This is a genomic window from Nocardiopsis camelliae, assembly GCF_028993595.1.
In the GTDB taxonomy this organism is placed as follows: domain Bacteria; phylum Actinomycetota; class Actinomycetes; order Streptosporangiales; family Streptosporangiaceae; genus Nocardiopsis; species Nocardiopsis dassonvillei.
In genome coordinates this window covers 5,288,376-5,313,773 of record NZ_CP118614.1, presented here as the reverse complement: position 1 = coordinate 5,313,773, position 25,398 = coordinate 5,288,376, and the positions used below count along the sequence as shown (strand labels likewise).

Sequence of the window (25,398 nt, the reverse complement as noted above, 5' to 3'; positions counted from 1 at the left end):
GTCGGGTTTTTGGTCAGGCACTTCCGGGCCGTGTTCCCGGCTCCTCCCCCGACACGCCCGGCACGCCCGGGCCGTTCCCCGTCGTGACCCACTCGGAATGTTTTTTCTGTCCGGATCCGGACACCGTGTCGTTCGGTTACCTGGGGTAGTCATGCCTGGTGGTTCCGGTCGTTGGGCGGCAGGGCAAGCGCCCAGGCGGTGGATCTTCGTGCGCCTTCGCGCTCGGGGGTGTGGTTACTCAGGGTGATCGAAGGGCATCACTAATTGAATTAGTAATTCCATATTCCGGAACTTGGTGCCAGTGGGAGGGGGTGCGGTGACGGTAGTTCGGGTTGGGGGTAATCGGGGCGCTGTCGTTGCCCGTTAAACTGGACGCCATATCCAACGAATGGGGTAATTTACGCGGCGTGCCCGGGGAAAAAGACGGTGCGCACGCGTCGGGGGAGAGGGGACAACGGTGTTCTTCGGCATGCTCCACGCGGTGACGGGAGTTCTTTGGGTGGTAACCGCCTTCAGTGGATGGTCCTGGTGGTAGAACAGAACCGGTGAAACCATGACAGTCCGGTCGTCGTCGGCGGGGGGTGAACGGGGGTGCGGGCTCTTCCTGGGGGCGCGCGTGTCTACGTCGGAATCATCGTTGTCAGTGCTGTCACCATCATGCTCATCGGTCCCTACACGGGACTGGATCTGCACACACTGGTCCTGATCGCGATTCTCTTCGTGGTCGCGGAGTCGATCAGTACGGCGGTCCTGACGGGCGTCAAGGCGGGGATCTCGCCGAGTTCGGCGGTCGCCCTGGCCGCCGTCGTCCTGGTCGGACCGGTCGGGGCGGCGGTGGTCGGTTTCGCCTCCTGCTTCGTCATCCGCAAGCAGAACCTCGTCAAGAGGGCGTTCAACGGAGCGCAGTTCGCACTGGCGGCCTACGCGGCCGGACACGTCTACCTTCTACTCGGCGGAACGGTGGGAGAACCCGGCCGGGAGGACTTCCCGGCCATCGTCCTCCCCTACGTCGCCGCCGTCCTGACCCACTCCCTGGTCAACTCGGCGCTCGTTGCCGTCCTGATGTGGACCCTGGGCGTCGTGCGCCCCGGGGGCTCCCGGGGCCGGTTCGACTGGCGCCCGCTGGTGGGGGTCGAGCTCTCCTCCATGGGCTACCAGATGCTCGGCCTGGCCATCGCCGCGGTCTGGGGCGGGGTCGGCCTCATCGCACCGCTGCTGGTGCTGCTCCCGCTGTTCATCGCGCGCTGGACCTTCGCCCAGCAGCTGGACGAGGCGCGCGCGCACGAGGCCACCCTGGCCACCCTGTGCCAGGCGGTGGAGACCAAGGACTACTACACCCGGGGCCACTGCATGCGCGTGGCCGAGGGCGCCGCCATGATCGCCCGGGAGCTGGGCATGTCCGCCGACCGGGTGCAGAAGATCCGCTACGCCGGGATGCTGCACGACATCGGCAAGCTCGGAGTGCCGACCAAGGTGCTGCAGAAGACCGGCAAGCTCACCGACGACGAGTACGCGACCATCAAGCTGCACCCCACGCGCGGCTACGAGATCGTGCGCGAGATCAGCTTCCTCGACGAGGCGCTGGCCGGGATCCGGCACCACCACGAGCGCCTGGACGGGCGCGGGTACCCCATGGGCCTGGTGGGGATGGAGATACCCGAGTCGGCGCGCATCATCAGCGTCGCCGACGTCTTCGACTGCCTGACCTCCACGCGCTCCTACCGAAGGGCGTGGTCGGTGGAGGACGCCGTCGCCGAGCTGCGGGCCTGCGCCGGAACCCAGTTCGACCCCAGGATGGTCGAGGCGCTCGTGCGCGCCGTCGAACGCGAGGGCTGGGAGACCCCCGACATCGCCGAGCCTCCGGGCGGCTGCTACGGGTCGGAGGCGGCCGAGCGCTCCGTGGAGGAGTCCGGCCGGACCGGGGGACCGGAGGAGGTGCCCGCCGACGCCTCCGCCCAGGAGCGCGCCGCCGGTGAGCCGTCCTCCGCAGGGGCGGCGGCCGGCGAGGCCGCCCCCGCGGACGCCGCGGCCTCCGCCGAGGCAGTGACGGGCGGGCGTGAACGATGATGACGCAGAGACAGTCGGACGGGGCCCGGTCGGCCGGACCCGTGCTGAGCGGCCCCGAGGGCGGCGCCCTCAACCACCAGCGCCCGCGCGGGCCGATCTGGCGGACCTCGCGGCCGGTGCGCGCGGCACTGGTCGGCTCGGTGGGCTCGGGCGCCCTGGCCGCGCTGGTGTGGACGGCCTCGACCGGGGTCGTGGAACCGCACGTGGCGCTGGCGTTCTGCCTGGTCGTCGCGGCCGGTGAGCTGGCGCGGATCACCCTGCCGGGTCACCGGGAGGTGGCCCCCATCGCCTCGGCCGGCGCGATCAGCTACGCGTTCCTGCTGTCGCTGGGCTCGGGGCCGCTGCACCACTCCGCCTGGCAGGTGGTGGCGGTGGTCGCCCTGGGCGTGGCGCTGGGCGAGCTGCCGCACATCGCGGTGGGCCGCAGCCCCCGGGTGGAGGACGTGGCCCGCAGGGTGCTCGTCGCGGCGGCGCTGGCGACCGCCTTCCGGCCGCTGGCCGACCAGCTCCACCTGTCGGGCCCCTCGGTCACGGCCACGCTGCTGATGGCGGCGCTGGTCATGCTCGTCTGGGCGGCGGACTCCCTGCTGGCGGCCGTGCTGCGGGCCGAGCGCCTGCGCACCAGCGCCTCCGTCGCGGTCCGCGACGAACTGCGCGCCCAGTTCGCCACCGGCGCCGCGATCGGCTCCAGCGGTGTGCTGATCGCGCTGGCCTGCACGGTGACCGGCCTGGGCGGTCTGCTGGTGTTCATCGCCCCGCTGCTGGTCTCGCAGGTGGCCTTCCGCCGCCACGCGGAGGTGCGCCGGACCTACCTGGAGACGGTCCGGGCGCTGTCGCGGGTCACCGAGGTGGGCGGCTACGTGGAGAACGGGCACTCGCGCCGGGTCAGCCACCTGGCGCACGGGATCGCCTGCGAACTGGGCCTGGCCGAGGCCGAACTGCTGGAGCTGGAGTACGCCGCCCTGATGCACGACATCGGCCAGCTGTCCCTGCGCGAGCCCATCGCGGGCGGCGCCACCGTGCTCGCCTCGCCCAGGGAGCAGCGGCGCATCGCCGAACTGGGTTCGGCGATCATCCGGGAGACCGGCGTCCTGGACAACGTGGCCGAGACGGTCCGCCGCCAGTGCGAGCCCCTCGCCGGGGACGGCGACGAGGGTGTCCCGCCGCTGGGCAGCCGGATCATCAAGGTGGCCAACGCCTTCGACGACCTCGTGGGCGACAGCGGCGACGCCGAGCGCCGCACGGCGGTCCTGGAGCGCCTGCGCATGGACACCGACAGCGAGTACGACCCCCGCGTGGTGGACGCGCTGGCCACGGTGCTCTCCCGCCTCTGACCCCCGGGGCCCGTCCGGCGGGGCCCAGCCGGCCCCGAGTACGGGGGCGGCCCCTGTCACGGCCCCGCGGGGGCCGGGCGGGCGCGGGAGCGCCCTGCTCCGGCGCCCGCACGCACGGGGGTCAGTCCCGGGGCGGGCGCAGGCGTGTGACGAACTTGTACCGGTCGCCCCGGTAGAGCGAGCGCACCCACTCCACCGGGTGCCCGTCGCCGTCGAAGCTGTGCTGGCAGTGCAGCACCAGCGGCAGGCCCACGTCCACGCCCAGCAGCCGCGCCTCGTTGGGCGTGGCCAGGACGGTCTCGATCGAGGCCTCCGCCTCGGCCAGGGAGACGTCGTAGGCGCTCGCCAGAGCCTCGTAGAGCGACGCGTAGCGGTCCAGCTGCCGACGAAGGCCCGGGAAGCGCCGCGCGGCCAGGTGCGCCGTCTCCACGGCCATCGGCTCGCCGTTGGCCAGCCGCAGCCGCTCGATGCGCAGCACGCGTCCGCCGGAGCGGATGGCCAGCAGCTCGGCGAGCTGGTCGTCGGCGTTGATGTAGCTCACGTCCAGGATGCGCGTGGCGGGGTGCAGGCCGTGCGCGCGCATCTCCTGGGTGTAGCTGGTCAGCTGCAGGACCTGTGCCACCTTCGGCTTGGCCACGAAGGTGCCCTTGCCCTGGATGCGCAGCAGACGGCCCTCGACCACCATCTCGGTGAGCGCCTGGCGCACGGTGGTCCGCGAGGTGCCGAACTGGGTCGCCAGGGCGCGCTCCGGGGGGACCGGGTTGCCCGCGGGCATCGCCTCGATCAGTTCCAGGAGCTGCTTCTTCACCTGGTAGTACTTCGGCACCCGGGGGTTGCCGTCCAGTGTGCGCTGACCAGTCATCAGTCTCCTTCGCCGAGTCCCGCGCTTGCCCCACAACCCTCCCGGTGTGGTCGGCACGGCGGGGGTGGCGGCCGCCGATTGGTGTGGACCACTGGTCGAGTGCGTACCTCTTGAGTATGCACGCCTTCATGGGATGATTTGTGAGTGCCTCACCTCAGTGATCTCATCTGGCGACACACGTCACTCAAACAGGCCGACCTGGAGTGGTTCCACTCCCTGGTCTCGGACTGGCAGCTCCTGGCGGACCTGTCCTTCGCCGATCTCGTGCTGTGGGTGCGTCTGCGCGAGGACGACGGCTGGGTGGCCATCGCCCAGATGCGTCCCACCACCGGGCCCACCGCCTTCCAGGACGACCTGGTCGAGACCGTCCTGCGCGACGACATGACCGATGTCACGTCCCGCTCGGCGCCGCGCGTCATCGGGCGCAGGGCCCTGATCGACCGCGCCTGGGAGGAGGGGCGCATCTGCCGCGACGGCGACCCGGACTGGTCGGGCGGCGTCCCGGTGCGCGAGGAGACCATTCCGGTGCGCCGCCAGGGCAACCTCATCGGGGTCATCCAGCGCAGCACCAACCTCAGCTCGGCGCGCACGCCCAGCCGCCTGGAGCTGACCTACCTGCAGAGCGCGGGTGACCTGGCCCAGATGATCGCCGAGGGCGCGTTCCCGTTCAGTGACCAGGGCCCCCTGATGGTGCGCTCGCCCCGGGTCGGAGACGGGCTGCTGCGCCTGGACCAGAACGGCGAGGTGGTCTACGCCAGCCCCAACGCCCTGTCGGCCTACCGCAGGCTGGGCCTGACCGCCGACCTGGTGGGGGCGCGCCTGGACCGCACCACGCTGGAGCTGGCGGCCCCGGGCGAGGCGCGCGACGAGGCGCTGACCTACACGGCCAGCGGTCGGGCGCCGCAGGAGGCCGAGGTGGACGCGCGCGGGGTCACCGTGCAGCTGCGCGCCATCCCCCTGGTCATCGACGGGGTGCGCATCGGCGCCCTGGTGATGGTGCGCGACGTCACCGAGCTGCGCCGCCGCGAGCGCGAGCTGATGACCAAGGACGCCACCATCCGGGAGATCCACCACCGGGTGAAGAACAACCTCCAGACGGTCGCCGCCCTGCTGCGCCTCCAGGCGCGGCGCCTGGACGTGCCCGAGGCGCGGGCGGCGCTGGACGAGGCGGTGGGCCGGGTCGGGTCCATCGCGATCGTGCACGAGATGCTCTCGCACACCCCCGACGAGGTGGTGGACTTCGACGACATCGCCGACCGGGTGATCCAGATGGCGGCGGAGGTCTCCTCCACGGGCACCGCGGTGGTGCCGCGCCGGATCGGCGGTTTCGGCCTGTTGAACGCGCTGGTGGCGACACCGCTGTCGATGGTCCTGGCCGAGCTGGTGCAGAACGCCGTGGAGCACGGCCTGGGACAGGGGCCGGGGCGGATCGAGGTGCGGGTGCGCAGGTTCGACGCGCAGCCGGGCTACCCGGGGCCGAGCAGCCTGGAGCTGGCCGTCTCCGACGACGGCGGGGGGCTGCCCGAGGACTTCGACCTGGAGGGCACCACGAGCCTGGGCCTGCAGATCGTGCGGACCCTCATCGTGGGTGAGCTGGGGGGAACCCTGGCGATCAAGCCCAAGGAGAGCGGAGGGACCGAGGTGGCGATCAGCCTGCCGCTGGAGCACGAGGAGGGTGAGCTGCCCTGACACGGGGGCTCGCGCGGACCGCGCGCGGGGCCGGTCCGAGGGGCCGCCGGGCGCACCGGCCCGCGACGGCCCCGGGAGCGGTCCCCGCCGCGCCGCGCGGGGACTCCTCGGGACCTTGGACTCCCCGGGGTCTCCCGGGGACCCCCGGGGCCCTACCGTGCGCGGGGCCTCAGCTGCTCACCATGGTGCGGTAGGCGCTGCCGCGGCGCTTCTTGAGCGCGCGGCGCTCGTCCTCGCTGGTGCCGCCCCAGACGCCGCCGTCCTGGCCGCTCTCCAGGGCCCAGCGCAGACAGGCCGAGCTGACCGGGCAGCGGTTGCAGACCGCTTTGGCCTCTTCGATCTGGATCAGTGCGGGGCCGAAGTTCCCGATGGGGAAGAAGAGTTCGGGGTCTTCGTCACGGCAGGCTGCGTCATGGCGCCAGTCCATGCGGTCCACTCCTCACGGTGAGGCGATCGGGGGCTTGTGAAGCTTTTCACGATCTTGTGCGCGTCCGTAACGGGCGAAGGGCGCCCGATGGATGGGTTCCATCGGAAGGGGTGTTCGGGCCGAGGTCCGTCCAGGTTTCATCCCACGGCCATGTGGGAAGCGCCCTAATTAACTCGCCTGTAACTCGCGGCGATATCTTGAGCGTGACAGCATCGATCGGCCCATGCAAGAGCTGCCGAGGCCGAAGGTCCTGTTCGGCGTGTCGGGTGCGTCACAGTGGCTCGGAATGGCGTCTTTCGGCGCAATTAACAGACGATTCGTAATGCCTTCGGTACAGAGTGGAAGTTGACCTGTTCGCGGTCTCCCAGGTATTCGCCGTCGATTTGGAAGGCCCTGGGGTGGGATGACGTGATCTGGAGAGAGTCCTGGTCATGCCACGTCACGTAGCCGTCCCCACGTGCGGGAAGGCCTTTGGGGAAGAACATTTGGGAAAGGATCCACCCCGTGAGCGCGTGCGAGGAGTGGGTCAGCGCGAAAGCGTCCAGGCCCAGATCGAAACGGGAGGACGGGGTCGGCTGAAGCGGCAGCGCCCCCGCGTAGGTCCAGGGCGTGGTGTTGGTGACGAGCGCGAAATACGCCCCCACAAGGGACCTTCCGTGACTGACCACGCTTAGTGACGGATCGCGGATATCCCCCTGGAAGAACAGCTTTACCGCCACTTCCGCGTACAGCGCGGGAGTGGCCCTGCGCCCGTTGGCGCGCTCGTTCTCCACCTGCTGGACCACGTCGGCGTCCCAGCCGAAACCAGCACAGAAAGTGAAGTAGCGGTCGTCCTGGTCGCTGGTGATCCGGCCGAGGTTGATCTCGCGCTCGCGGCCCTCGCGGACCGCCTCCAGCACGAGGCCGGTGGCCTCCACGGGGTCGCCGGGCACGCCCAGGGACCGGATGAAGACGTTGGCGCTGCCGCCGGGGATCACCGCGTAGCGGGGGCGCCTGAGCCCCTCGGGGGTGGTGAGCAGGCCGTTGACCACCTCGTTGACGGTGCCGTCGCCGCCCAGGCTCAGCACCAGCTCGTACCCGTTCCCGGCCGCCTCGCGGGCCAGCTCGCCCGCGTGGTCGCGGTACTCGGTCTCGGACACGGTGACGTCCAGCTCCGACGCCAGGGCACCCATGATCACCTCACGCGTGCGTGACGTGGTCGTGGTGGCCTGGGGGTTCATGATGAGAAGGGCGCGCACCACGCCAGTCTAGGGCGTATCTCCCGGGGCCTCCGCTCCGCTTCGGCCCGTGTCCGGGCGCCCAGGGAGCGGGAACCTTCGTCGTCTGCGGTGGGTCGGCTCGTTCCTCGCAGACCCACCTCCGCCGCCTCCAGAACCCCGCGGGCGCCCGGACCCCTGTCGGGGCTGGTCGGGGCCTCCGCTCCGCTTCGGCCCGTGTCCGGGCGCCCAGGGAGCGGGAACCTTCGTCGTCTGCGGTGGGTCGGCTCGTTCCTCGCAGACCCACCTCCGCCGCCTCCAGAACCCCGCGGGCGCCCGGACCCCTGTCGGGGCTGGTCGGGGCCTCCGCTCCGCTTCGGCCCGTGTCCGGGCGCCCAGGGAGCGGGAACCTTCGTCGTCTGCGGTGGGTCGGCTCGTTCCTCGCAGACCCACCTCCGCCGCCTCCAGAACCCCGCGGGCGCCCGGACCCCTGTCGGGGCTGGTCGGGGCCTCCGCTCCGCTTCGGCCCGTGTCCGGGCGCCCAGGGAGCGGGAATCTTCGTCGTCTGCGGTGGGTCGGCTCGTTCCTCGCAGACCCACCTCCGCCGCCTCCAGAACCCCGCGGGCGCCCGGACCCCTGTCGGGGCTGGTCGGGGCCTCCGCTCGGTTTCCGCGCGTTCGCCGCCCGCCGGGGGGGGTTCTGCGCCGGGGCGGGCCGCCCTCGACGGACGCCGCGCGCCGCTCCCGACTGCCCGGGCGGGGCCGCGTGCGCGAAGCCGGGGCCGAGGGGAGGGACCCCCGGAGCGCGTATAGGCTCGTCAGGTGTCTTCGCGTCCCGTCACCATCGTCATCGCCGCCGCCCTGGAAGCCCTGATCGGGCTGGCCGCCGCGGTCAGCGGGGTCTACAGCCTCTTCACCGCGATCACCGGCCAGGCCAGCGACCTGACCAGCGCGATTCCCCTGACCGCCCTGGGACTGGGCGCGGGCGCGCTGCTGGTCTTCGTCGCGCGCGGGCTCTGGCAGCTGCGGGACTGGGCGCGCACGCCGGTGTTCGTCACCCAGCTCTTCCTGGCCGTGGTGGCCTACTACATGTTCACCAGCGAGCAGTACGCGCTCGCCGCGGTGCTCGCGGTCGTGGCGATGTGCGCCTCCGCGGCCGTGCTCTCACCGCCGACGACCGCGGCGCTCTTCCCCGAGGAGCGCGGGAAGTAGCGCCGCGGCCGCCCCCGGCGACCGCTCGCGCGTCAGTCGTCCGTGGTCAGCGCCTGGCGCAGCTGCGCCAGGGTGCGGGCCAGCAGACGGGACACGTGCATCTGCGAGATCCCCAGCTCCTGGGCGATCTGCGACTGCGTCATGTTGCCGAAGAAGCGCAGCAGCAGGATGCGCTTCTCCCGCGGCGGAAGCTGTTCCAGGAGCGGCTTGAGCGACTCCCGGTACTCCACGCCCTCCAGGGACTCGTCCACGATGCCCAGTGAGTCGGCCACCGCGGGCGCGTCCTCGTCCCCGCTGTCGGGCGCGTCCAGCGACACCGTCGAGTAGGCGTTGGCGGACTCCAGGCCCTCCAGCACCTCCTCCTCGGTCATCTGCAGGTGCGCCGCGAGCTCGGCGACGGTCGGGGAGCGCCCCTCCCGCTGCGACAGGTCGCTGACCGCCTTGGTGAGCGAGAGCTTCAGCTCCTGGAGGCGACGGGGAACCCGCACCGCCCAGCCCTTGTCGCGGAAGTGCCGCTTGATCTCACCGACGATGGTGGGGGTGGCGTAGGTGGAGAACTCCACCCCGCGCTCCAGGTCGAACCGGTCGATGGACTTGATCAGCCCGATCGTGGCCACCTGGGTGAGGTCGTCCAGCCACTCGCCGCGGTTGCGGAAGCGGCGGGCCAGGTACTCCACCAAGGGCAGGTGGAGCTCCACCAGCTCGTCGCGGATCCGCCGGCGCTCCTCGGAGTCCGCCTCGAGTTCGCCGAGGCGCTCGAACAACTCTCTCGCGCGGGCCCTGTCGGGCACCGCGTGCTCGGTCTTCGCTGTCAGAGCGGGCCCCCTCTCGCTCACGCCGACTCCAGCGTGCCGCGGCGTTTGTACAGGACGATGTGGACACGGTCGTCCGGTCCGACCCCCGCGTCGACCTCTCCCGCGAGGGCGGACAGGACGGTCCAGGCGAAGGTGTCGCGGGCGGGCAGGCGCCCGTCCGCGGTGAGCACCGAGACGGAGATGCGCATCCCGTCGGGGGTGAGTTCGAATTCCGTGGTCAGTTCCGTGCCCGGCAGCGCCTGGGAGAGGAGCATGGCGCAGGCCTCGTCGACACCGATCCTCAGGTCCTCGATCTCGTCGAGGGTGAAGTCCAGTCGCGCGGCCAGACCCGCCGTCGCCGTCCGCAGAACGGACAAGTAGGCGCTGTCCGCGGGCATGTTGACGGTGACAGCGTCCCGGACGCCGATGGCGTCGGCCGTGGGCACAGCGGTTTCTTCGGTCACGTCCCTCCTTCGGGGGGCGGGGTTGCCGCTTGAGAGCAATGTATCTGGTTTACCCTGCCACTGACGCAGGGCGAACGGACCGTGTCCACACGATCCGGGGCGAAAGGCGGGACGGACGGCCGGTCTCAGGGGCCCTCCGAGCCCAGTGCGTCCAGCGCGCCGCCGTCCAGGCGGCGGACCGTCCACCCGTCCATGGGACGCGAGCCCAGGGACTCGTAGAACCGTATCGAGGGCTCGTTCCAGTCCAGCACCGACCACTCCAACCGGGTGTAGCCGCGTTCGACGCAGATCCGCGCCAGGGTCCGCAGCAGGGCCAGTCCGTGCCCCCGCCCGCGCGCCTGGGGGCGCACGTACAGGTCCTCCAGGTACACGCCGTGTTTACCGGTCCAGGTGGAGTAGTTGCGAAACCACAGCGCGAACCCGACGACCGGGCCGTCCCCGTCCTCCTGGGCGACGTGCGCGAACACCGCCGCGTCCGGTCCGAACAGTGCGGTGCGCAGGTCCTGTTCGGTGGCGATGACCGCGTCCGGCTCCTTCTCGTACTCGGCGAGTTCGCGGACCAGGGCGTGGATGACGGGAACGTCGTCGGGACGTGCGGGACGGATCATCGGACCACCTCTGGCGCGCGGCGGGGACACGGTCGCATCCAGGGTATGCGCTGCGGCGGGGCGCCCCCGCGCTCCGGGGCCGCTCAGGGCCGGTGGGCGACCACCCGCTCCACCAGTCCGAGGAACAGCCGGTCGTGGTGGACGACCTCGAACCCGGCCTCGACGGCGACGTCCCGGGGCAGGCGGCGCGGGTTCTCCCGGCGCCGCTCCACCAGCCGCCCGGGCATGCGGGCGTACTCGATGTGGTCGACCATCAGGAGCCTGCCGCCCGGCGTCAGCACGCGGTACATCTCCGCCAGGGCGCGCCCCTGGTCGGGGACGGCGCACATCGCCAGCGTGCACAGGACGGTGTCGAAGGCCCGGTCGGGGAAGTCCAGCTCCTGGGCGTCGCCCTCCACGAAGCGCACGGCCCTGCCCAGCTCCTCGGCCCTCTCGCGGGCGCGGTCGAGCATCCGCGGGCTGACGTCGACGGCGGTGAGGCGCACCTGCGGCGGGTAGTGGGCGAGGTTGCGGCCCGACCCGACCGCGACCTCCAGCGTCTCGCCGCGCGCACCGGCGCACAGGATCTCGCGGGTGCGGCGCATGGCGGGGCTCTGGAAGCGCTCGCTGTGCTCGCAGTAGGCGGCCATCCGGTCCCAGCGCCTGCGTGTGTGTTCCGTGCGAGCGTCCATGTGCCTCTCCCGAGCGGGGCGCGTACACCACGACTCTGGCGACGCGCCGCCGCGCGGTCAAGGGATCCGGGGGTGTTTCCCCGGCCGGTACCGGCCGCCGCGCCCGGGTCGGGGTCGCGGCGGCCTCCGCGGAGCGCTCAGAGCACCTTGGACAGGAACGCCCGGGTGCGCTCGTGGCGCGGGTTGGAGAGCACCTCGGCGGGCGTGCCCGACTCCACGACCAGACCGTCGTCCATGAAGACCAGGGAGTCGCCGACCTCGCGGGCGAACCCCATCTCGTGGGTGACGACCACCATGGTCATCCCGCCCCGGGCCAGGTCGCGCATGACGTCCAGGACCTCGCCGACCAGCTCCGGGTCCAGGGCGCTGGTGGGCTCGTCGAACAGCATCAGCGACGGTTCCATGGCCAGCGCTCGGGCGATGGCCACGCGCTGCTGCTGGCCGCCGGAGAGCTGGTCGGGGTAGGCGTCGGCCTTGTCGGGCAGGCCCACCCGCTCCAGCAGCTCCACGGCCTTGGCGTTGGCCTGGCTCCGGGGGATCCGCTTGACCTGCACGGGCGCCTCGGTGATGTTGCCCAGGACGCTCAGATGCGGGAACAGGTTGAAGCGCTGGAAGACCATGCCGATGTCGCTGCGCTGGGCGGCGATCTCGTTGTCGCGCAGCTCGTAGAGCTTTCCGCGCTTCTGCCGGTAGCCCATCAGCTCGCCGTTGACCCACAGCCGTCCGGCGGTGAGCTTCTCCAGGTGGTTGACGCAGCGCAGGAACGTGGACTTGCCCGACCCGGACGGGCCGATCACGCACATGACCTCGCCGCGACCGACCTGGAGGTCGATGCCCTTGAGCACCTCCAGGCGGCCGAAGCTCTTGCGCACGTTCTCCGCCACGACGAGCGCGTCGGCGGGCAGGGTGGCGCCCTCGGCGGTCTCCACGACGCCCGGGTCCTTCGTCTTGTCGCTCACCTGTGCGCCCCTCCGACGATGCGGTCGCGGATACTGCCGTACTGGCCGGGGTTGAACCTGCGTTCGAGGAAGTACTGGCCCACCATCAGGACGCTGGTGATGGCCAGGTACCACAGGCACGCGGCGACCAGCATCGGGAAGATCTGGTAGGTCCGGGAGCCGATGGCCTGGAGCTGGTAGAACAGCTCGATGGTCACCGGCACGTAGGCCAGCAGCGCCGTGTCCTTGAGCATGGCGATGGTCTCGTTGCCCGTGGGCGGCACGACCACCCGCATCGCCTGCGGCAGGGTGATGCGGCGCAGGACCTTGCCCTTGCCCATGCCCAGCGCCTGCGCGGCCTCTGTCTGGCCCTTGTTGACCGACTGCAGGCCCGCGCGGATGATCTCGGCCATGTAGGCGCCCTCGGACAGCGACAGCGCCAGCAGGCCGGCGGTGTAGCCGCTCAGCACGGTGCGGGTGTCGATCTCGAAGAAGCGGGCGTCGCCCTCCAGGCCCAGCCACGGCATCCAGTAGTTGTCGAAGGGCAGGCCGAACTCGATGGTCTGGTACAGGATGGCGATGTTGCCGAAGAGCACCGCCAGCACCAGGCGGGGCACGCCCCGGAAGAACCAGGTGTAGAGCCAGGAGACGGACACCAGGACGGGGTTGCCCGACAGCCGCATCACGGCCAGGACGATGCCCAGGACGACGCCGATGACCATCGACAGCACGGTGGCGCTGAGGGTGATCCACACGCCGCGCACGACCGGCTCGGAGAACATGTGGTCGAACATGAACGGCCAGTTGAAGGCGTCGTTCGTGAACAGCATGTGCACGAACATGGCCGCGAGGACGAGGATGACCCCGGCGGCGACCCACCGCTCGGGGTAGCGCACGGGGACGGCGGTGACGTGGTCGGCCGGACGGCCCGGTGTCGAGGTCTTCGACACCGGGCCGTCCGTCGGTTCGGTCGGTGAGGACAAGGGTCGGTCTTTCGCTCAGTGGGTGTGGTTCGGCCTGCTCACTCGGCGAGTTCGGGGTTCACCTCGGCGGACTCCATGACGCCGGCGTCCACGCCCCACTCGCCCAGGACCTCGGCGTAGGTGCCGTCCTCGATGAGCGCGTTGAAGGCGGCGGCCACGGCCTCGGCCAGCTCGGTGTCCTCCTTGTTGGTGAGGATGCCGTAGGGAGCGGTGGAGTACTGCTCACCGATGAGCTCCAGGACACCCTCGCCGGTCTGGTCCAGCGCGTAGACGGCGGTGGGCAGGTCGGCGAGCGAGGCGTCGTTGACGCCGGAGACGACCGTCTCGGTGGCCAGCGGCTGGCTCTCGAACTTCTGGATGGTGATGGCCTCCTCACCGGCGTCGACGCAGGCCGCGCTGCGCTCCTCGATGTCGGTGTCGTGCGTGGTGTTGGACTGCACCGCGATCCGCATGCCGCAGGCGTTGTCGGGGTCCACGCCCTGGGGGTTGCCCGCCTGGGCGAACCACTGGGTGCCCGAGGAGAAGTAGCTGACCATGTTGACCTGCTCCATGCGCTCCTCGGTGACCGTGAAGGAGGAGGAGCCCAGGTCGTAGGTGCCCGTGTCCACGCCGATGATGATGGAGTCGAAGGCGGTGGGCTCCCACGTCGCCTCCAGGCCGAGCTTGGCCATGGCGGCGTTGACGAGGTCCACGTTGAAGCCGAGGACGGTCTCGCCGTCGGGGTCCAGGTACTCGCCGGGCGGGTAGGAGGCCTCGACGCCGACCGTGACGGTCCCGGCCTCGGCGATGTCGGCGGGCACGAGCGCCGCGAGCTCCTCATCGACCTCGACGGAGGGCGCCTCGGGGGCGGCCGACTCCTCCGCGCCTCCGCCGCCGCCTTCCCCGCCGCCACAGGCGGTCAGCGCCAGGACGCCGGCGAGGGACAGGGCGCCGAGGGCGAACGGCGTGGGCAGGGACTTGTGCAGAGCCATCGCGGGGTCTCCTTCAGGGGCGCGTAACGCCTGGCGGGGGCGGGTTCGTGACCCGACCGCCCGAGCCGGAACGACATTCAGGACAATCTTCTTTTAACACTCAGAAGCCGGTGCCGTCCCATCGTGCACACCCGCGATGTTCCTGTGGTCACCGTTGTGAGAGGATTGCGTAACGGGTCATCCCCGTGAGAGGCGGCCGCGCAGCAACTCGTATAGGAGTCCGGCGAAGAACGACTCTCCCCGGCGACACCACCGGTCATGGCCGACCGGCGCCGAGGAGGGCCCCCTAGCAATCGTCACGTCTTCGCGCGCGGTCCGCACCACCGCCAGGTCCGCCCCCGTCATGGCCGACGGCGGGTGGAACACGCAAGACCTGAGGGGTTTTCAGCCGTGACCACTGTTTCGCGTTCCCAGAACCCGCGTCGTGACGACGATCCCGCCTTCGCGATGCACCGCGGCGGCAAGCTCCACGTGACCTCGTCCGTGGACGTCCGCGACCAGGAGGGACTCTCCCTCGCCTACACCCCCGGCGTCGCCCGCGTCTGCGACGCCATCGCCGAGTCCCCCGAGCTCGTCGACACCTACACCTGGAAGAGCAACCTGGTCGCCGTCGTCACCGACGGCACCGCGGTGCTGGGCCTGGGCGACATCGGCGCCGAGGCCTCCCTGCCGGTCATGGAGGGCAAGTCGCTGCTGTTCAAGCAGTTCGCCGGCGTCGACTCCGTGCCGATCGCGCTGGGCTGCACCGGGGTCGACGAGATCGTCGAGACCGTCGTGCGCATGGCGCCCTCCTTCGGCGGGATCAACCTGGAGGACATCTCCGCGCCCCGCTGCTTCGAGATCGAGCGCCAACTGCGCGAGCGCCTCGACATCCCGGTCTTCCACGACGACCAGCACGGCACCGCCATCGTCACCGTGGCCGCGCTGCGCAACGCCGCCCGGCTGACCGGGCGCACCCTGGCCGACCTGCGCGCCGTGGTCTCGGGCGCGGGCGCCGCGGGCGTGGCCGTCACCAAGATGCTCGTCGACGGCGGGATCGGCGACATCGCCGTGGCCGACTCCAAGGGCATGATCTACGACGGCCGCGAGGGCCTGACTCCCGTCAAGCGGGAGCTGGCCTCCATCAGCAACCGTGCCGGGCTGCGCGGGTCCATCGAGAGCGCGCTGGAGGGGGCCGACGTGTTCATCGGCCTGTCCGCGGGCGAGGTCCCCGAGTCCGTGGTCGCCACCATGGCCGACGACGCGATCATCTTCGCGATGGCCAACCCCAACCCGGAGGTGCACCCGGACGTCGCCCGCAGGCACGCGAGCGTGGTCGCCACCGGGCGCAGCGACTTCCCCAACCAGATCAACAACGTCCTGGCCTTCCCGGGCGTGTTCCGGGGCGCCTTCGACGCGGGGGCCACGGACATCACCGAGAACATGAAGCTGGCCGCCGCCACCGCGCTGGCCGACCTGGTGGGCGACAAGCTGTCCGCCGACTACATCATCCCCAGCCCCTTCGACGAGAGGGTGGCCCCGGCGGTCGCCGCCGCGGTCGCCGCCCAGGCCCGCGAGGACGGCGTCGTCCGCGGCTAGACGCACCGGACACGACGGGGCCCGGAGGGCGCGCCCCCGCGCCGCCCTCCGGGCCCCTCCTTGCACTGCCTACCTGCCGTCGCCGGGGTCGTCGACCGCCTCGCTCCAGGGGTCGGCGGACGGCCTCGGACGCGTCCCGCCCTCGGGGGCGGGCTCGTCCCCGGGAGTCCCGGGCTTCTCCGGGGCGGGCTCGTCCTCGGAAGTTCCGGACCGCTCCGGGGCGGTGGGCTCCTGCTTCCCCGTCTCGGGGGCGGTGGCAGCCCCCTCCCCGGCGGGAGCGGCCCCGTCGGCCCCGTCCCCGGACCCCTCCGCGCGGTCGGCGGGCGGGCCCCAGTGCCGCATGTCCCGGCGGATCACCTCGACCGTGTCGTCCAGGATGCGCCGCAGGTCGGTGGCGGCGGCCTCCCCGACGTGTCCGGCCTCGCGGACCACGTCGCGCACGCGGTCGCCGAAGTCGTGCAGCGCGCGCTCGAACTCCGGGCCCTGCGACGGGCGCTCGGAACCGCGCCTGCCGCCCCAGGCGGCGCCGAACGCGCCGAAGCCCTGCGTGAAGCGCTCCCACTCGCGGGACCACCGCGAGCCGTCCTCGCAGCCCTGACCGGACTGTTCGCGGCTCTCGCCGGACTCCTTCCCGGAGGCGTCCGCCGTCTCCTCGCCCCGACCGCTCTCCTCCGAGGCCGTGGAGTCGTCGGGCCCGGTGGAGCCGGCGGCCCCGGCGGGTTCGCCCGGGGTCTCGGGTCCGGAGCGGCGCGCGCTCCCGGAGGCGAACTTGAGCTCGTCGCGCAGCGAGCTGATCGTCGCGCGCACGTCCTGCTTGACCGCGCGGGCGATGTCGCGCACCGAGTCGGTGATCTCCCGCTCCAGGTCGTTCAGGTCGTTCTCGCGCTCGCGCAGCTCCTCGCGGCCCTTGTCGGTGAGGCTGTAGACCTTGCGTCCGCCCTCCTCGGTGTGGGTGACCAGCCCCTCCTCCTCCAACCGGGCCAGCCGGGGGTAGATCGTGCCGGGAGAGGGCGAGTACACGCCGAGGAAGCGGTCGCGGAGCAGGCTGATGATCTCGTAGCCGTGCCGCGGGTTCTCGTCCAGCAGCTTGAGCAGGTACAGCCGCAGTCTGCCGTGGCCGAAGATGGTGCTCATTCAGGCCCCCTCGGGGATCGCGGCCGGTGCCTCGGGCGCGCGCCGCAGCAGCGCGGTCCGACCGGACGCGGAGTTGGTGGTGATGGAGGCGGGGTCGACGCCGCTGCCGATCCTCCCGCTCAGGACCGTTCTGGCCGGGGCGCTGCGCCGGTCCAGCCCGAAGTCGGACTTGGCGGGCGCCGCCGCGGTGCGCAGCTCCACGGTCGCCGAGGTCTCGGAGGGCACCCGCAGGGCGATCTCGCCCGAGACCGAGGTGAGCCGGACCCGCCCCGCCGGGGCGACGCCGGTGTCGACCAGCAGCTGACCCGAGACGGTCTTGGCGCTCAGCGCGGACAGCCGTCCGCCCGCCACCGCCAGCTGGCCGCTCACGCTGTTGAACTTGAGGTTGCCGTGGGGCTCGCGCACGGCGGTGCTGCCCGAGACGGTGTTGATCTCGGTCTCTCCCGAGACGTCGTCCAGGGTGATCTCCCCGGTCGCGGTCCGCAGCTGGCTGCGGGCGCTGAGCCCGGCGGCGACGATCGGCGCGCTGGCCGTGCTGACCTCGACCGGGCAGTCCTTGGGCAGCCGCAGGTTCACGGTGGCCCTGCGGTGCTGCACGCTCTTGTAGCTGTTGAGCTGGACCGGCCGCAGCCGGTCCAGGAGCCCCTGGCCGGTGAGGTCCTCGTACTGGATGGTGAGGATGCCCGCCTCCTGCGTGACCAGGAGGGGTTCACCGACGATGTCGGTGACCTCGAAGGTGACCGGGTCGTCGGTGGGAAGGATGTTGACGTGGCCCCCGATGATCCGGACCCGCAACGCGACGATGCCGTCCAGGGTCTGGGTCATCGGCCTGTCGATGGTCCAACGTGCCATCGTGCTCGGCCCCTTTCGCTCGCTCTGTGGTCTCACGATATGTCGCGTCTGCGGCGAACTCAAGATATGTCGCGGATCGGCGGGTTGTTTCAGGGAGACCTCCGGGCGAACCCCGAGACCGCCGGGGGAGGACCCCGGGCACGCGAAGGGGCCCGGGTCGTGCTGACCCGGGCCCCTCAGGCGGTCCCTACTCGTCGTCCTCGTCGTCCAGCCGCGCCAGCCACGTGGCCAGCCGGTCGACCGGGGTCTCGAACTCGGGGTTCATGTCGGTGAACGCCCGCAGCTGCTCGGCGAGCCAGGCGAAGCTGACCTCCTCGCCGCCGCGGCGGTTCTCCAACTCCTCGATTCCGCGATCGGTGTAGTACACGTTCTTCCTTCTCCGTGCTCGCAGGCCCGCACCGGGGCCCGGGGTGCGCGGAACCGCGCCCCGGGCCCCGGCCCCTCCGAGAGCTAGTCGGCGGGCGGGAAGACCGTGTCCACCAGTGCCCGCTGCTCGGCCTCGTGGCGCTTGGCCGAACCGGCCGCGGGCGCGGAGGAGGCCGGACGCGAGATCCGGGTGAACGGGCGGTCGAGCTGCTCGGAGAAGACCAGCGCGACGAAGGGCCACGGGCCCATGTTCGCCGGCTCCTCCTGCACCCACAGGACCTCTCCCGCGTTGGGGTAGGCCTTGAGCTGCTCGCGGATCTCCTCGATCGGCAGCGGGTAGAGCCGCTCCGCCCGGATGATCGCGGTGTGCTTGTCACCGCTCTTGCGGCGCGCCGCGTCCAGGTCGTAGTAGATCTTGCCCGAGCACAGCACCACGCGCCGCACCTTGTCCGGCGCGATCGAGTCGTCCTTGATCAGCGGCTCGAAGTGGCCCGAGGTGAAGTCCGCGGCGGCCGAGGTGGCGGCCTTGAGGCGCAGCAGCGACTTGGGCGTGAACACCACCAGCGGGCGCTCCAGCGGCGACTTGGCCTGCCAGCGCAGCAGGTGGAAGTAGCTCGCCGGGGTGCTGGGGTGGGCCACCGTCATGTTCTCCTGCGCGCACTGCTGCAGGAACCGCTCGATGCGGGCGGAGGAGTGGTCCGGCCCCTGGCCCTCGTAGCCGTGCGGCAGCAGCAGGGTCACGCTGGAGCGCTGTCCCCACTTCTGCTCGCCCGCGCTGATGTACTCGTCGATGATGGTCTGCGCGCCGTTGACGAAGTCGCCGAACTGCGCCTCCCACATCACCAGGGCGTCGGGACGGGTCAGCGAGTACCCGTACTCGAAGCCCAGGGCCGCGTACTCGCTCAGCAGGGAGTCGTGCACGTGGAACCGGGTGATGCCGTCGTCGAACTGCTTGAGCGGCGTGTGGGTCTCGCCGGTCTCGCGGTCCATCAGCGTGGCGTGGCGCTGGCCGAAGGTGCCGCGGCGGCTGTCCTGGCCGATGAGCCGGACGGGGTGGCCGTCCAGCAGCAGCGACCCGAAGGCCAGCAGCTCACCGGTGGCCCAGTCGACCGCGTCGGTCTCGACCATCGTCGCGCGGCGCGAGAGCTGGGGGGCCAGCCGCGGGTGCGGCGTGAAGCCCTCGGGCAGCGACACCTGGGTGTCGATGACCCGCTTGACCGTCTCGGTGCTGATCGCCGTCTCGACGGCGGAGTGCTCCAGGCGGCCCTCGGTGAACACCTCGGGCTTGACCACGGCACCGGGCTCGATCGGCTTCTTCTCGACCTCGCGGGTCTCGGTGAAGGCCCGCTCCAGCTCCGACTGGTAGTCGCGCAGCGCTGACTCCGCCTCCTCCACCGTGATGTCGCCGCGGCCGATGAGGGCCTCGGTGAACAGCTTGCGGGTGGAGCGCTTGGCGTCGATGACGTCGTACATCAGCGGCTGGGTGAAGGCGGGGTTGTCGCCCTCGTTGTGGCCGCGGCGCCGGTAGCAGACGAGGTCGATGACGACGTCCTTGTTGAACGCCTGGCGGTAGGCGAAGGCCAGGTGCGCGACCCGGACCACGGCCTCGGGGTCGTCCCCGTTGACGTGGAAGATCGGCGCCTGCACCATCCGCGCCACGTCCGTGGCGTAGACGCTGGAGCGGCTGTCGGACGGCGAGGTGGTGAAGCCCACCTGGTTGTTCACGATGACGTGCACCGTGCCGCCGGTCCGGTAACCGCGGAGCTGCGACAGGTTCAGCGTCTCGGCGACCACGCCCTGCCCGGCGAACGCGGCGTCGCCGTGGATGAGGATCGGCAGGACGGTGAAGCCCTGCGGGCCCTTGTTGAGCACGTCCTGCTTGGCGCGGACGATGCCCTCGGCGACCGGGTCGACGGTCTCCAGGTGGGACGGGTTGGCGGCCAGCGAGATGCGGATCCTCTGGCCGTCCTGGGTCTCGAAGGTGCCCTCGGTGCCCAGGTGGTACTTGACGTCGCCCGAGCCGTGCGCGCTGCGCGGGTCGAGGTTGCCCTCGAACTCACCGAAGATCTGCCCGTAGGACTTGCCGCAGATGTTGGCCAGCACGTTCAGGCGGCCGCGGTGGGCCATGCCGATGACGGCCTCGTCCAGCTCGGCCTTGGCAGCCTTGGAGATCACGCCGTCCAGCAGCGGGATCAGCGACTCGCCGCCCTCAAGGGAGAAGCGCTTCTGGCCCACGTACTTGGTCTGCAGGAAGGTCTCGAAGGCCTCGGCGCTGTTGAGCCGGTGCAGGATGTGCAGCTGCTCGTCGCGGTCGAGCTTCTCGTGCTCGCGCTCGACGTGCGCCTGGATCCACTCCCGCTCCTCCGGGCTCTGGATGTGCATGTACTCGATACCCACCGTGCGGCAGTAGGTGTCGCGCAGCACGCCCAGAACGTCGCGCAGCTTCATGACCTGCTTGCCGCCGAAGCCCCCGGTGGGGAACTCGCGGTCCAGGTCCCACAGGGTGAGACCGTGTTCGAGCACGTCCAGGTCGGGGTGCTTGCGCTGCTCGTGGTCGAGCGGGTTGGTGTCGGCCATCAGGTGGCCGCGCACGCGGTAGGCGTGGATCAGCTCCTGGACCCGGGTGGTCTTGTCGAGCTGGGTGGCCTTGTTGACGTGGATGTCCTGCACCCAGCGCACCGGCTCGTAGGGGATGCGCAGCGAGTTGAAGATCTCGTCGTAGAAACCGTCCTCGCCCAGCAGCAGCTGGTGGATCCGGCGCAGGAACTCGCCGGACTGCGCACCCTGGATGATGCGGTGGTCGTAGGTGGAGGTCAGCGTCATGACCTTGCTGATGCCCAGCTCGGCCAGGGTGTCGGAGGAGGCGCCCTGGAACTCGGCCGGGTACTCCATCGCGCCCACGCCCAGGATGGTGCCCTGGCCCGGCATCAGGCGCGGGACCGAGTGCACGGTTCCGATGCCGCCGGGGTTGGTGAGGCTGATGGTGGTGCCCTGGAAGTCCGGCACGCCCAGCTTGTTGCCGCGGGCCTTGCGGACCAGGTCCTCGTAGCCGCTCCAGAACTCCGTGAAGTCCATCTCGTCGGACTTCTTGATGGAGGGCACGACCAGCTGCCGGGTGCCGTCGGGCTTCTGGAGGTCGATCGCCAGGCCGAAGTTCACGTGTTCGGGCTTGGCGACGCCGGGCTTGCCGTCCACCTCCGCGTAGGAGTGGTTCATCTCCGGCAGGGCCTTGAGGGCCTTGACCATGGCGTAGCCGATGAGGTGGGTGAAGGAGACCTTCCCGCCACGGCCGCGCCGGAGGTGGTTGTTGATGACGATGCGGTTGTCGAAGAGCAGCTTGACCGGCACCGCGCGCACGCTTGTGGCGGTGGGCAGGCCCAGGCTCGACTCCATGTTGGTCGCGGTCCGCGCGGGCGCGCCGCGCAGGCGCTCCTGCTTGACCTGGAGGGCCTCGTCCTTGCCCTCCTTGTCGTCCTTGCTCTTGGGCTTGGCGGACGCGGCCGGGGCCGCGGGGGTGGCCGGCTTCTTCTTGGGGGCGGAGGCCGCGGGGGCCTTCTCGCCCTGCGCCTTCGCGCCGCTCCCGCCCTTCGCGCCAGCAGTCTCCGCGGGCTTGTAGTCCGCGAAGAAGTTCCACCAGGCCTTGTCAACGGAGTTCGGGTCGTTCAAGTACTTCTGATAAAGCTCCTCGACCAACCACTCGTTGGGACCGAAATCTGTCAGGGGTTGAGACGCCTCAGACGACACGGCGGAGATCGCCCACTTCCGCAGCTCGCTTGTGAATGTGTAGGAAGACGGGTGGCTGCTGGCAAGGCGGGCTCAAGAAACGAACGCGGGAGCTGTTCCGCGCATACGGAGAAGCATCTGGCCTGGCCAGCACTCGTCGGGTACAAGGCTACTTGTACCGGCCTCCGCGCGGGGAACGCTGACCTTGTGGAAACTAGGAGATAGGTAACAATCTTTCACATCGACACTGCCACTACGTGTGAGTAACAAAGCCCAGAGTGGCGAGGGTGCCAGGTTTGCGGGGTTTTGCAGGGGTTTCGCGATGTGAACTTGCTGGCCGCGTCCGGCCATGACGGATGTGGCGTGTAACACGGTGCCCCCCGGGGAACCGGCCGGGGCGGGCCCCCGTCGGAGGGGGTGCGAGCGGCCGGGCAGGACGGCCGGGCCCCCTCCGCCGGTCTTCCCAGCGGGCGGGACGGGGCCCGGGCCCGGCCGCGAACGCCCTTTCCCTCGTGCGAGAACGCGTGTTCGCTGCTGAAACGCCGGTGACCGGTGCCGGGCGTGTGCGGATCTGTGTGCTATCCGGAGTTCTCCCACGCGGGAGGCCCCCTCGTGTCTACGATCCTCGGAACCGAGGACTTGACGGGCGGGGAGGCCATGAGGGGTCTGGGTGAACTGGAGGCGGCCATCATGGACGCGCTGTGGCGGTCCGAGGAGCCGATGTCCGTGCGCCAGGTCCGCGAGAGCATGGTCTACGACCGCGACGTGGCCTACACGACCGTCATGACGGTGGCCAACATCCTCTTCACCAAGGGTCTGCTGGACCGGGAGAAGACCGGCCGCGCCTGGACGTACTGGCCGCGCGAGTCGCACGCCGAGTACACCGCGCGGATGATGGACGAGGTCCTCAACACCGGGCCCGACCCCGGCGCCACCCTGCTGCGCTTCGTGGAGCGCTTCAGCGACGAGGAGGTGGCGCGCCTGCACCGCGTGCTGGCCCAGGCCCGGGACCGGCGCGGCGTCGCCAGCTAGCGGCCCGCCCGCCGGACGCGCCCTAGGAGCGCGTCAGGGTGCGCACGCTGCGCGAGGAGACCGCGGCCAGGGTGGCCAGCAGCGTCAGCGAGGCCACCAGCACCAGGGCCGGGGCCGGGCCGAACCGCTCGGCGAACGGGCCGATCGCGACCTGCCCGAGGGGCATCGCCACGAACGAGCCCAGCGCGTCGTAGGAGTACACCCGCGACAGCCGCTCCCTCGGCACGTTCTCCTGGACGGCGACCTCCCAGGCCACGTCGAACTGCTGCACCGCCACGCCCGCCAGGAACATCGCGGCGAACAGCACCGGCAGCGGCGACGGCCCGGTCAGGGCCAGGAAGGGCACGGCGTGCGCCGTCATCAGCGCCGCGCCGTAGACCAGCGCCCGCCGCGGCTGCCAGCGGGCCGCCAACACACCGCCCGCCAGCAGTCCGACGCTGTTGGCCGCCATGAGCAGGCCCCACGCCGTCCGGCCGAAGGTCTCGTCGGCGATGCCCGGGCCCAGCACGGCCGTGGCCGCCGACCAGCCCGCGTTGACCACCATGAACTGGAGCACGACGATCCAGACCCAGGGCCGCGACACGAACTCGCTCCACCCCTCCCGCAGGTCGCGCAGCACGTTCGCGTCCCCGGTGTCCACGGGCCCGTCCGCCCGGGCGGCCCGCACGGACAGGAAGGCCGCCCCGGCGCAGGCGAACAGCGCCGCGTCCGCGGTGATCGCCCAGCCCGCGCCCAGCAGGCCCACCACGACGCCGCCCGCCGACATCCCCAGGAACATCCCGCCCTGGACTCCCACGCCCATCGCCGCGTTGGCCTGGCGCAGCAGCTCCCGGGGCGCGGTCTGCGGCGTCAGCGCCGCGGAGGCGGGCAGGTTCACCGCCGCGGCGGCGCCGTTGAGCAGGCTCAGCGCGATCATCAGCGGCAGCGAGGCGGTGCCCGTCAGCAGGAGCGCGCCCAGGGCCGCCTGGGAGAGCGCGGCCAGGGCGCACCCGCCCTGGAGCACCAGTGCGCGCGGCAGCCGGTCGGCGACGACGCCGCCGAGCAGGAGCAGCGCCACGTTCGCCACCGAGCGCGCGCCCACCACCAGCCCCACACCCGTCAGCGAGCCGGTCACGTCCAGCACGGCGAAGGCCAGCGCCACCGACGCCATGCCGTTGCCCAGGGCCATGAGGGTCCGGCCCAGGGCCAGCCCGCGAAAGGCCGGGTGCCCCAGCGGGGCCGTCAGCCCCGCGCCTCCGCCTCCGCTGCGCGCCATGGTCCCCCGCCCCCGCTCGTCCGGACGCGGCGACGATCCCGCCCCGGCCGCGGGGTGTCAACGGGTTTTCGCGCGGAGCCCGGGCGCCCGGCTAACCCAGCACCCAGCTGCGGCCCTCGGCGGCCAGCTTCTCCACCAGGGTGGCGCTGTCGTGCTCCTTGGCGAACAGGTGCTCGGGGCGGGTGATGGGCACGATCCACAGCCACCGCACGGGGTCGCCCTGGAAGGACAGCCCTGCGGTGTCCGGCGGCCGGTGCTCGGGGCGGGTGACCAGGGCGGTGGGGTCCTCCAGGAGCAGCACCGCTCCCGCGCCGCCGCGCATGGCCCGGTCCTCGGGGTTGTCCAGCCACTTGACGGTGTGCCCGGTGCCGAACCAGGTCACCGCCCGCCAGGGGAAGGCCCCGATCCACCGGAAGACGCGGGCGGCGTGGTGCGCGGGCAGCGTCGTGGCCAGGGCCAGCTCCACCCGGGCGTGCTGGGAGGTGTTGGCCATGTAGCGGTCCAGGGTGGGCATGCGCTGGCCGCACATCCCGACCGTGGACAGCACCGTGTACGGGCGGTCCGCGGTGGGCGGGCGCTCCGACACGCGCAGCAGCGGCGGGTGGCCGTCGGAGACGTCCCAGTAGTGCCCGGGCTCGCCCACGTTGCGGTTGAGGTGGCTGAGCACCGTGCGCTGCACGCTGCGCCAGGCCCCCGAGGCGCGCCGCCAGTCCCAGTAGGCCTCGGCGTGCACCACGCGCGGCCACAGCTGCCCGCGCACCGAGTCCAGCTCCCAGGCGTAGGCGCTGCGGCCGATCGCCTCGCGCGCGTACCCCGGCAGCCCGCTGTCGGCCTCCGCCCAGCCCGGGATGACGGCCAGCAGCCCCTCCTCGTCCACCAGGGCGACCCCGTCGCCCTCCTCGAACCACACGGCGCGCAGGCGGTCGGGGTCGAAGCGGGGACGGCCCTGCGGGTGCTTGGTGTAGGCCTCGGGCATGAGCGGGGCCCGGCCCTCGTAGAGCCCGCCGGACTCGCTCGTGCGCGGCGCGATCTCGTGGTTGGCCAGCCACACCGGGACGCGGATGCGCCCGCGCGCGTCCAGCAGGTAGGCGGCCGTGGTGTGGGAGTCACACTCGACGACGACGCGTCGGCTCTGGTACGGGCTGATCTCGTCGAGCAGGACGTCGATCCCTGTCACCGGCCCTCCCACACACCGATCCCCGGTCGTCGTAGCCGGACGGACCCGTCAGGACCGTCCGCGCAG

Annotated in this window: 22 protein-coding genes; 6 read left to right on the top strand and 16 right to left on the bottom strand. The window is 71.4% G+C overall.

Annotation, left to right across the window (positions count from 1 at the left end; all coding sequences use genetic code 11):
• Window positions 1-657 precede the first annotated feature (657 nt).
• Both PV789_RS23150 and PV789_RS23145 read left to right on the top strand, forming a co-directional pair.
• Window positions 658-2,067: an HD-GYP domain-containing protein gene (locus tag PV789_RS23150; RefSeq protein WP_274974536.1), complete on the top strand. Its 1,410-nt coding sequence runs from the start codon at window positions 658-660 to the stop codon at window positions 2,065-2,067.
• Window positions 2,067-3,401 (top strand): HD-GYP domain-containing protein, encoded by a 1,335-nt coding sequence (locus PV789_RS23145; RefSeq protein ID WP_274974535.1) that lies wholly within the window; start codon window positions 2,067-2,069, stop codon window positions 3,399-3,401. The genes PV789_RS23150 and PV789_RS23145 overlap by 1 nt, the downstream gene beginning before the upstream one ends.
• 121 nt (window positions 3,402-3,522) lie before the next feature.
• Here PV789_RS23145 and PV789_RS23140 read toward each other — a convergent pair whose 3' ends face one another.
• Window positions 3,523-4,263 (bottom strand): GntR family transcriptional regulator, encoded by a 741-nt coding sequence (locus PV789_RS23140; protein WP_013154702.1) that lies wholly within the window; start codon window positions 4,261-4,263, stop codon window positions 3,523-3,525.
• A 144-nt stretch (window positions 4,264-4,407) separates the two neighbouring features.
• Between PV789_RS23140 and PV789_RS23135 the strand changes: the two genes are divergently transcribed.
• The gene (locus PV789_RS23135; protein ID WP_019608063.1) at window positions 4,408-5,952 is read left to right on the top strand and encodes a sensor histidine kinase; all 1,545 of its coding nucleotides are present in this window, start codon (window positions 4,408-4,410) and stop codon (window positions 5,950-5,952) included.
• A 169-nt stretch (window positions 5,953-6,121) separates the two neighbouring features.
• Here the strand turns inward: PV789_RS23135 and PV789_RS23130 are convergent, their stop codons facing one another.
• Both PV789_RS23130 and PV789_RS23125 read right to left on the bottom strand, forming a co-directional pair.
• The gene (locus PV789_RS23130) at window positions 6,122-6,379 is read right to left on the bottom strand and encodes a WhiB family transcriptional regulator (protein ID WP_047869445.1); all 258 of its coding nucleotides are present in this window, start codon (window positions 6,377-6,379) and stop codon (window positions 6,122-6,124) included.
• A 305-nt stretch (window positions 6,380-6,684) separates the two neighbouring features.
• A complete protein-coding gene (locus PV789_RS23125; protein WP_274974534.1) occupies window positions 6,685-7,617 on the bottom strand; it encodes a diacylglycerol/lipid kinase family protein in 933 nt (310 codons plus the stop codon).
• Between the two features lie 779 nt (window positions 7,618-8,396).
• Here PV789_RS23125 and PV789_RS23120 point away from each other — a divergent pair.
• The gene (locus tag PV789_RS23120) at window positions 8,397-8,786 is read left to right on the top strand and encodes a hypothetical protein (RefSeq protein WP_274974533.1); all 390 of its coding nucleotides are present in this window, start codon (window positions 8,397-8,399) and stop codon (window positions 8,784-8,786) included.
• Window positions 8,787-8,818: 32 nt separating this feature from the next.
• On the opposite strand, the gene PV789_RS23115 is transcribed toward PV789_RS23120, so the two are convergent.
• The 7 genes from PV789_RS23115 to PV789_RS23085 form a co-directional block, all read right to left on the bottom strand.
• Window positions 8,819-9,577, bottom strand: a complete 759-nt coding sequence (locus tag PV789_RS23115) for an RNA polymerase sigma factor SigF (RefSeq protein ID WP_061080583.1) — start codon at window positions 9,575-9,577, stop codon at window positions 8,819-8,821.
• 41 nt (window positions 9,578-9,618) lie between these two features.
• Window positions 9,619-10,044, bottom strand: a complete 426-nt coding sequence (locus tag PV789_RS23110; RefSeq protein WP_013154696.1) for an ATP-binding protein — start codon at window positions 10,042-10,044, stop codon at window positions 9,619-9,621.
• Between the two features lie 125 nt (window positions 10,045-10,169).
• Complete coding sequence (locus tag PV789_RS23105; protein WP_274974532.1) at window positions 10,170-10,652, bottom strand: GNAT family N-acetyltransferase; 483 nt, start codon at window positions 10,650-10,652, stop codon at window positions 10,170-10,172.
• Window positions 10,653-10,735: 83 nt separating this feature from the next.
• Window positions 10,736-11,323 (bottom strand): class I SAM-dependent methyltransferase, encoded by a 588-nt coding sequence (locus PV789_RS23100; RefSeq protein WP_212643016.1) that lies wholly within the window; start codon window positions 11,321-11,323, stop codon window positions 10,736-10,738.
• Window positions 11,324-11,460: 137 nt separating this feature from the next.
• Window positions 11,461-12,282, bottom strand: a complete 822-nt coding sequence (locus PV789_RS23095; protein WP_274974531.1) for an amino acid ABC transporter ATP-binding protein — start codon at window positions 12,280-12,282, stop codon at window positions 11,461-11,463.
• Window positions 12,279-13,244 carry an amino acid ABC transporter permease gene (locus PV789_RS23090; RefSeq protein ID WP_041552849.1) on the bottom strand — a complete coding sequence of 322 codons (966 nt, stop codon included), beginning with the start codon at window positions 13,242-13,244 and terminating at the stop codon, window positions 12,279-12,281. Before PV789_RS23090 ends, PV789_RS23095 begins: the two co-directional genes overlap by 4 nt.
• A gap of 38 nt (window positions 13,245-13,282) precedes the next feature.
• Entirely contained in the window at window positions 13,283-14,215 is a 933-nt protein-coding gene (locus PV789_RS23085) for an ABC transporter substrate-binding protein (protein ID WP_274974530.1), read from the bottom strand.
• A 447-nt stretch (window positions 14,216-14,662) separates the two neighbouring features.
• On the opposite strand from PV789_RS23085, the gene PV789_RS23080 reads away from it, so the two are divergent.
• The gene (locus tag PV789_RS23080) at window positions 14,663-15,793 is read left to right on the top strand and encodes an NAD(P)-dependent malic enzyme (RefSeq protein WP_248774664.1); all 1,131 of its coding nucleotides are present in this window, start codon (window positions 14,663-14,665) and stop codon (window positions 15,791-15,793) included.
• Between the two features lie 69 nt (window positions 15,794-15,862).
• Here PV789_RS23080 and PV789_RS23075 read toward each other — a convergent pair whose 3' ends face one another.
• The 4 genes from PV789_RS23075 to PV789_RS23060 form a co-directional block, all read right to left on the bottom strand.
• On the bottom strand, window positions 15,863-16,927 hold the full coding sequence (locus tag PV789_RS23075) for a PadR family transcriptional regulator (protein ID WP_274974528.1): 1,065 nt from the start codon (window positions 16,925-16,927) through the stop codon (window positions 15,863-15,865).
• A complete protein-coding gene (locus PV789_RS23070) occupies window positions 16,928-17,779 on the bottom strand; it encodes a DUF4097 family beta strand repeat-containing protein (protein ID WP_274974527.1) in 852 nt (283 codons plus the stop codon). It abuts the gene before it with no gap.
• A gap of 187 nt (window positions 17,780-17,966) precedes the next feature.
• Window positions 17,967-18,146, bottom strand: a complete 180-nt coding sequence (locus PV789_RS23065) for a DUF6104 family protein (RefSeq protein ID WP_013154687.1) — start codon at window positions 18,144-18,146, stop codon at window positions 17,967-17,969.
• 83 nt (window positions 18,147-18,229) lie between these two features.
• Window positions 18,230-21,889: a multifunctional oxoglutarate decarboxylase/oxoglutarate dehydrogenase thiamine pyrophosphate-binding subunit/dihydrolipoyllysine-residue succinyltransferase subunit gene (locus PV789_RS23060; protein ID WP_274974526.1), complete on the bottom strand. Its 3,660-nt coding sequence runs from the start codon at window positions 21,887-21,889 to the stop codon at window positions 18,230-18,232.
• Window positions 21,890-22,525: 636 nt separating this feature from the next.
• On the opposite strand from PV789_RS23060, the gene PV789_RS23055 reads away from it, so the two are divergent.
• Window positions 22,526-22,900 carry a BlaI/MecI/CopY family transcriptional regulator gene (locus tag PV789_RS23055; protein WP_274978222.1) on the top strand — a complete coding sequence of 125 codons (375 nt, stop codon included), beginning with the start codon at window positions 22,526-22,528 and terminating at the stop codon, window positions 22,898-22,900.
• Window positions 22,901-22,922: 22 nt separating this feature from the next.
• On the opposite strand, the gene PV789_RS23050 is transcribed toward PV789_RS23055, so the two are convergent.
• Both PV789_RS23050 and PV789_RS23045 read right to left on the bottom strand, forming a co-directional pair.
• On the bottom strand, window positions 22,923-24,155 hold the full coding sequence (locus tag PV789_RS23050) for an MFS transporter (RefSeq protein ID WP_274974525.1): 1,233 nt from the start codon (window positions 24,153-24,155) through the stop codon (window positions 22,923-22,925).
• 91 nt (window positions 24,156-24,246) lie between these two features.
• The gene (locus PV789_RS23045; protein ID WP_274974524.1) at window positions 24,247-25,332 is read right to left on the bottom strand and encodes a suppressor of fused domain protein; all 1,086 of its coding nucleotides are present in this window, start codon (window positions 25,330-25,332) and stop codon (window positions 24,247-24,249) included.
• Window positions 25,333-25,398 lie beyond the last annotated feature (66 nt).

Excerpts from the sequence above, each read along its gene's own strand:
- PV789_RS23055 (WP_274978222.1), top strand. The coding sequence starts at position 22,526 with ATGAGGGGTCTGGGTGAACTGGAGGCGGCCATCATGGACGCGCTGTGG.
- PV789_RS23075 (WP_274974528.1), bottom strand. The coding sequence starts at position 16,927 with ATGAGCACCATCTTCGGCCACGGCAGACTGCGGCTGTACCTGCTCAAG.
- PV789_RS23130 (WP_047869445.1), bottom strand. The coding sequence starts at position 6,379 with ATGGACTGGCGCCATGACGCAGCCTGCCGTGACGAAGACCCCGAACTC.
- PV789_RS23145 (WP_274974535.1), top strand. The coding sequence starts at position 2,067 with ATGACGCAGAGACAGTCGGACGGGGCCCGGTCGGCCGGACCCGTGCTG.
- PV789_RS23050 (WP_274974525.1), bottom strand. The coding sequence starts at position 24,155 with ATGGCGCGCAGCGGAGGCGGAGGCGCGGGGCTGACGGCCCCGCTGGGG.
- PV789_RS23140 (WP_013154702.1), bottom strand. The coding sequence starts at position 4,263 with ATGACTGGTCAGCGCACACTGGACGGCAACCCCCGGGTGCCGAAGTAC.
- PV789_RS23100 (WP_212643016.1), bottom strand. The coding sequence starts at position 11,323 with ATGGACGCTCGCACGGAACACACACGCAGGCGCTGGGACCGGATGGCC.
- PV789_RS23150 (WP_274974536.1), top strand. The coding sequence starts at position 658 with ATGCTCATCGGTCCCTACACGGGACTGGATCTGCACACACTGGTCCTG.
- PV789_RS23105 (WP_274974532.1), bottom strand. The coding sequence starts at position 10,652 with ATGATCCGTCCCGCACGTCCCGACGACGTTCCCGTCATCCACGCCCTG.
- PV789_RS23080 (WP_248774664.1), top strand. The coding sequence starts at position 14,663 with ATGCACCGCGGCGGCAAGCTCCACGTGACCTCGTCCGTGGACGTCCGC.
- PV789_RS23085 (WP_274974530.1), bottom strand. The coding sequence starts at position 14,215 with ATGGCTCTGCACAAGTCCCTGCCCACGCCGTTCGCCCTCGGCGCCCTG.
- PV789_RS23070 (WP_274974527.1), bottom strand. The coding sequence starts at position 17,779 with ATGGCACGTTGGACCATCGACAGGCCGATGACCCAGACCCTGGACGGC.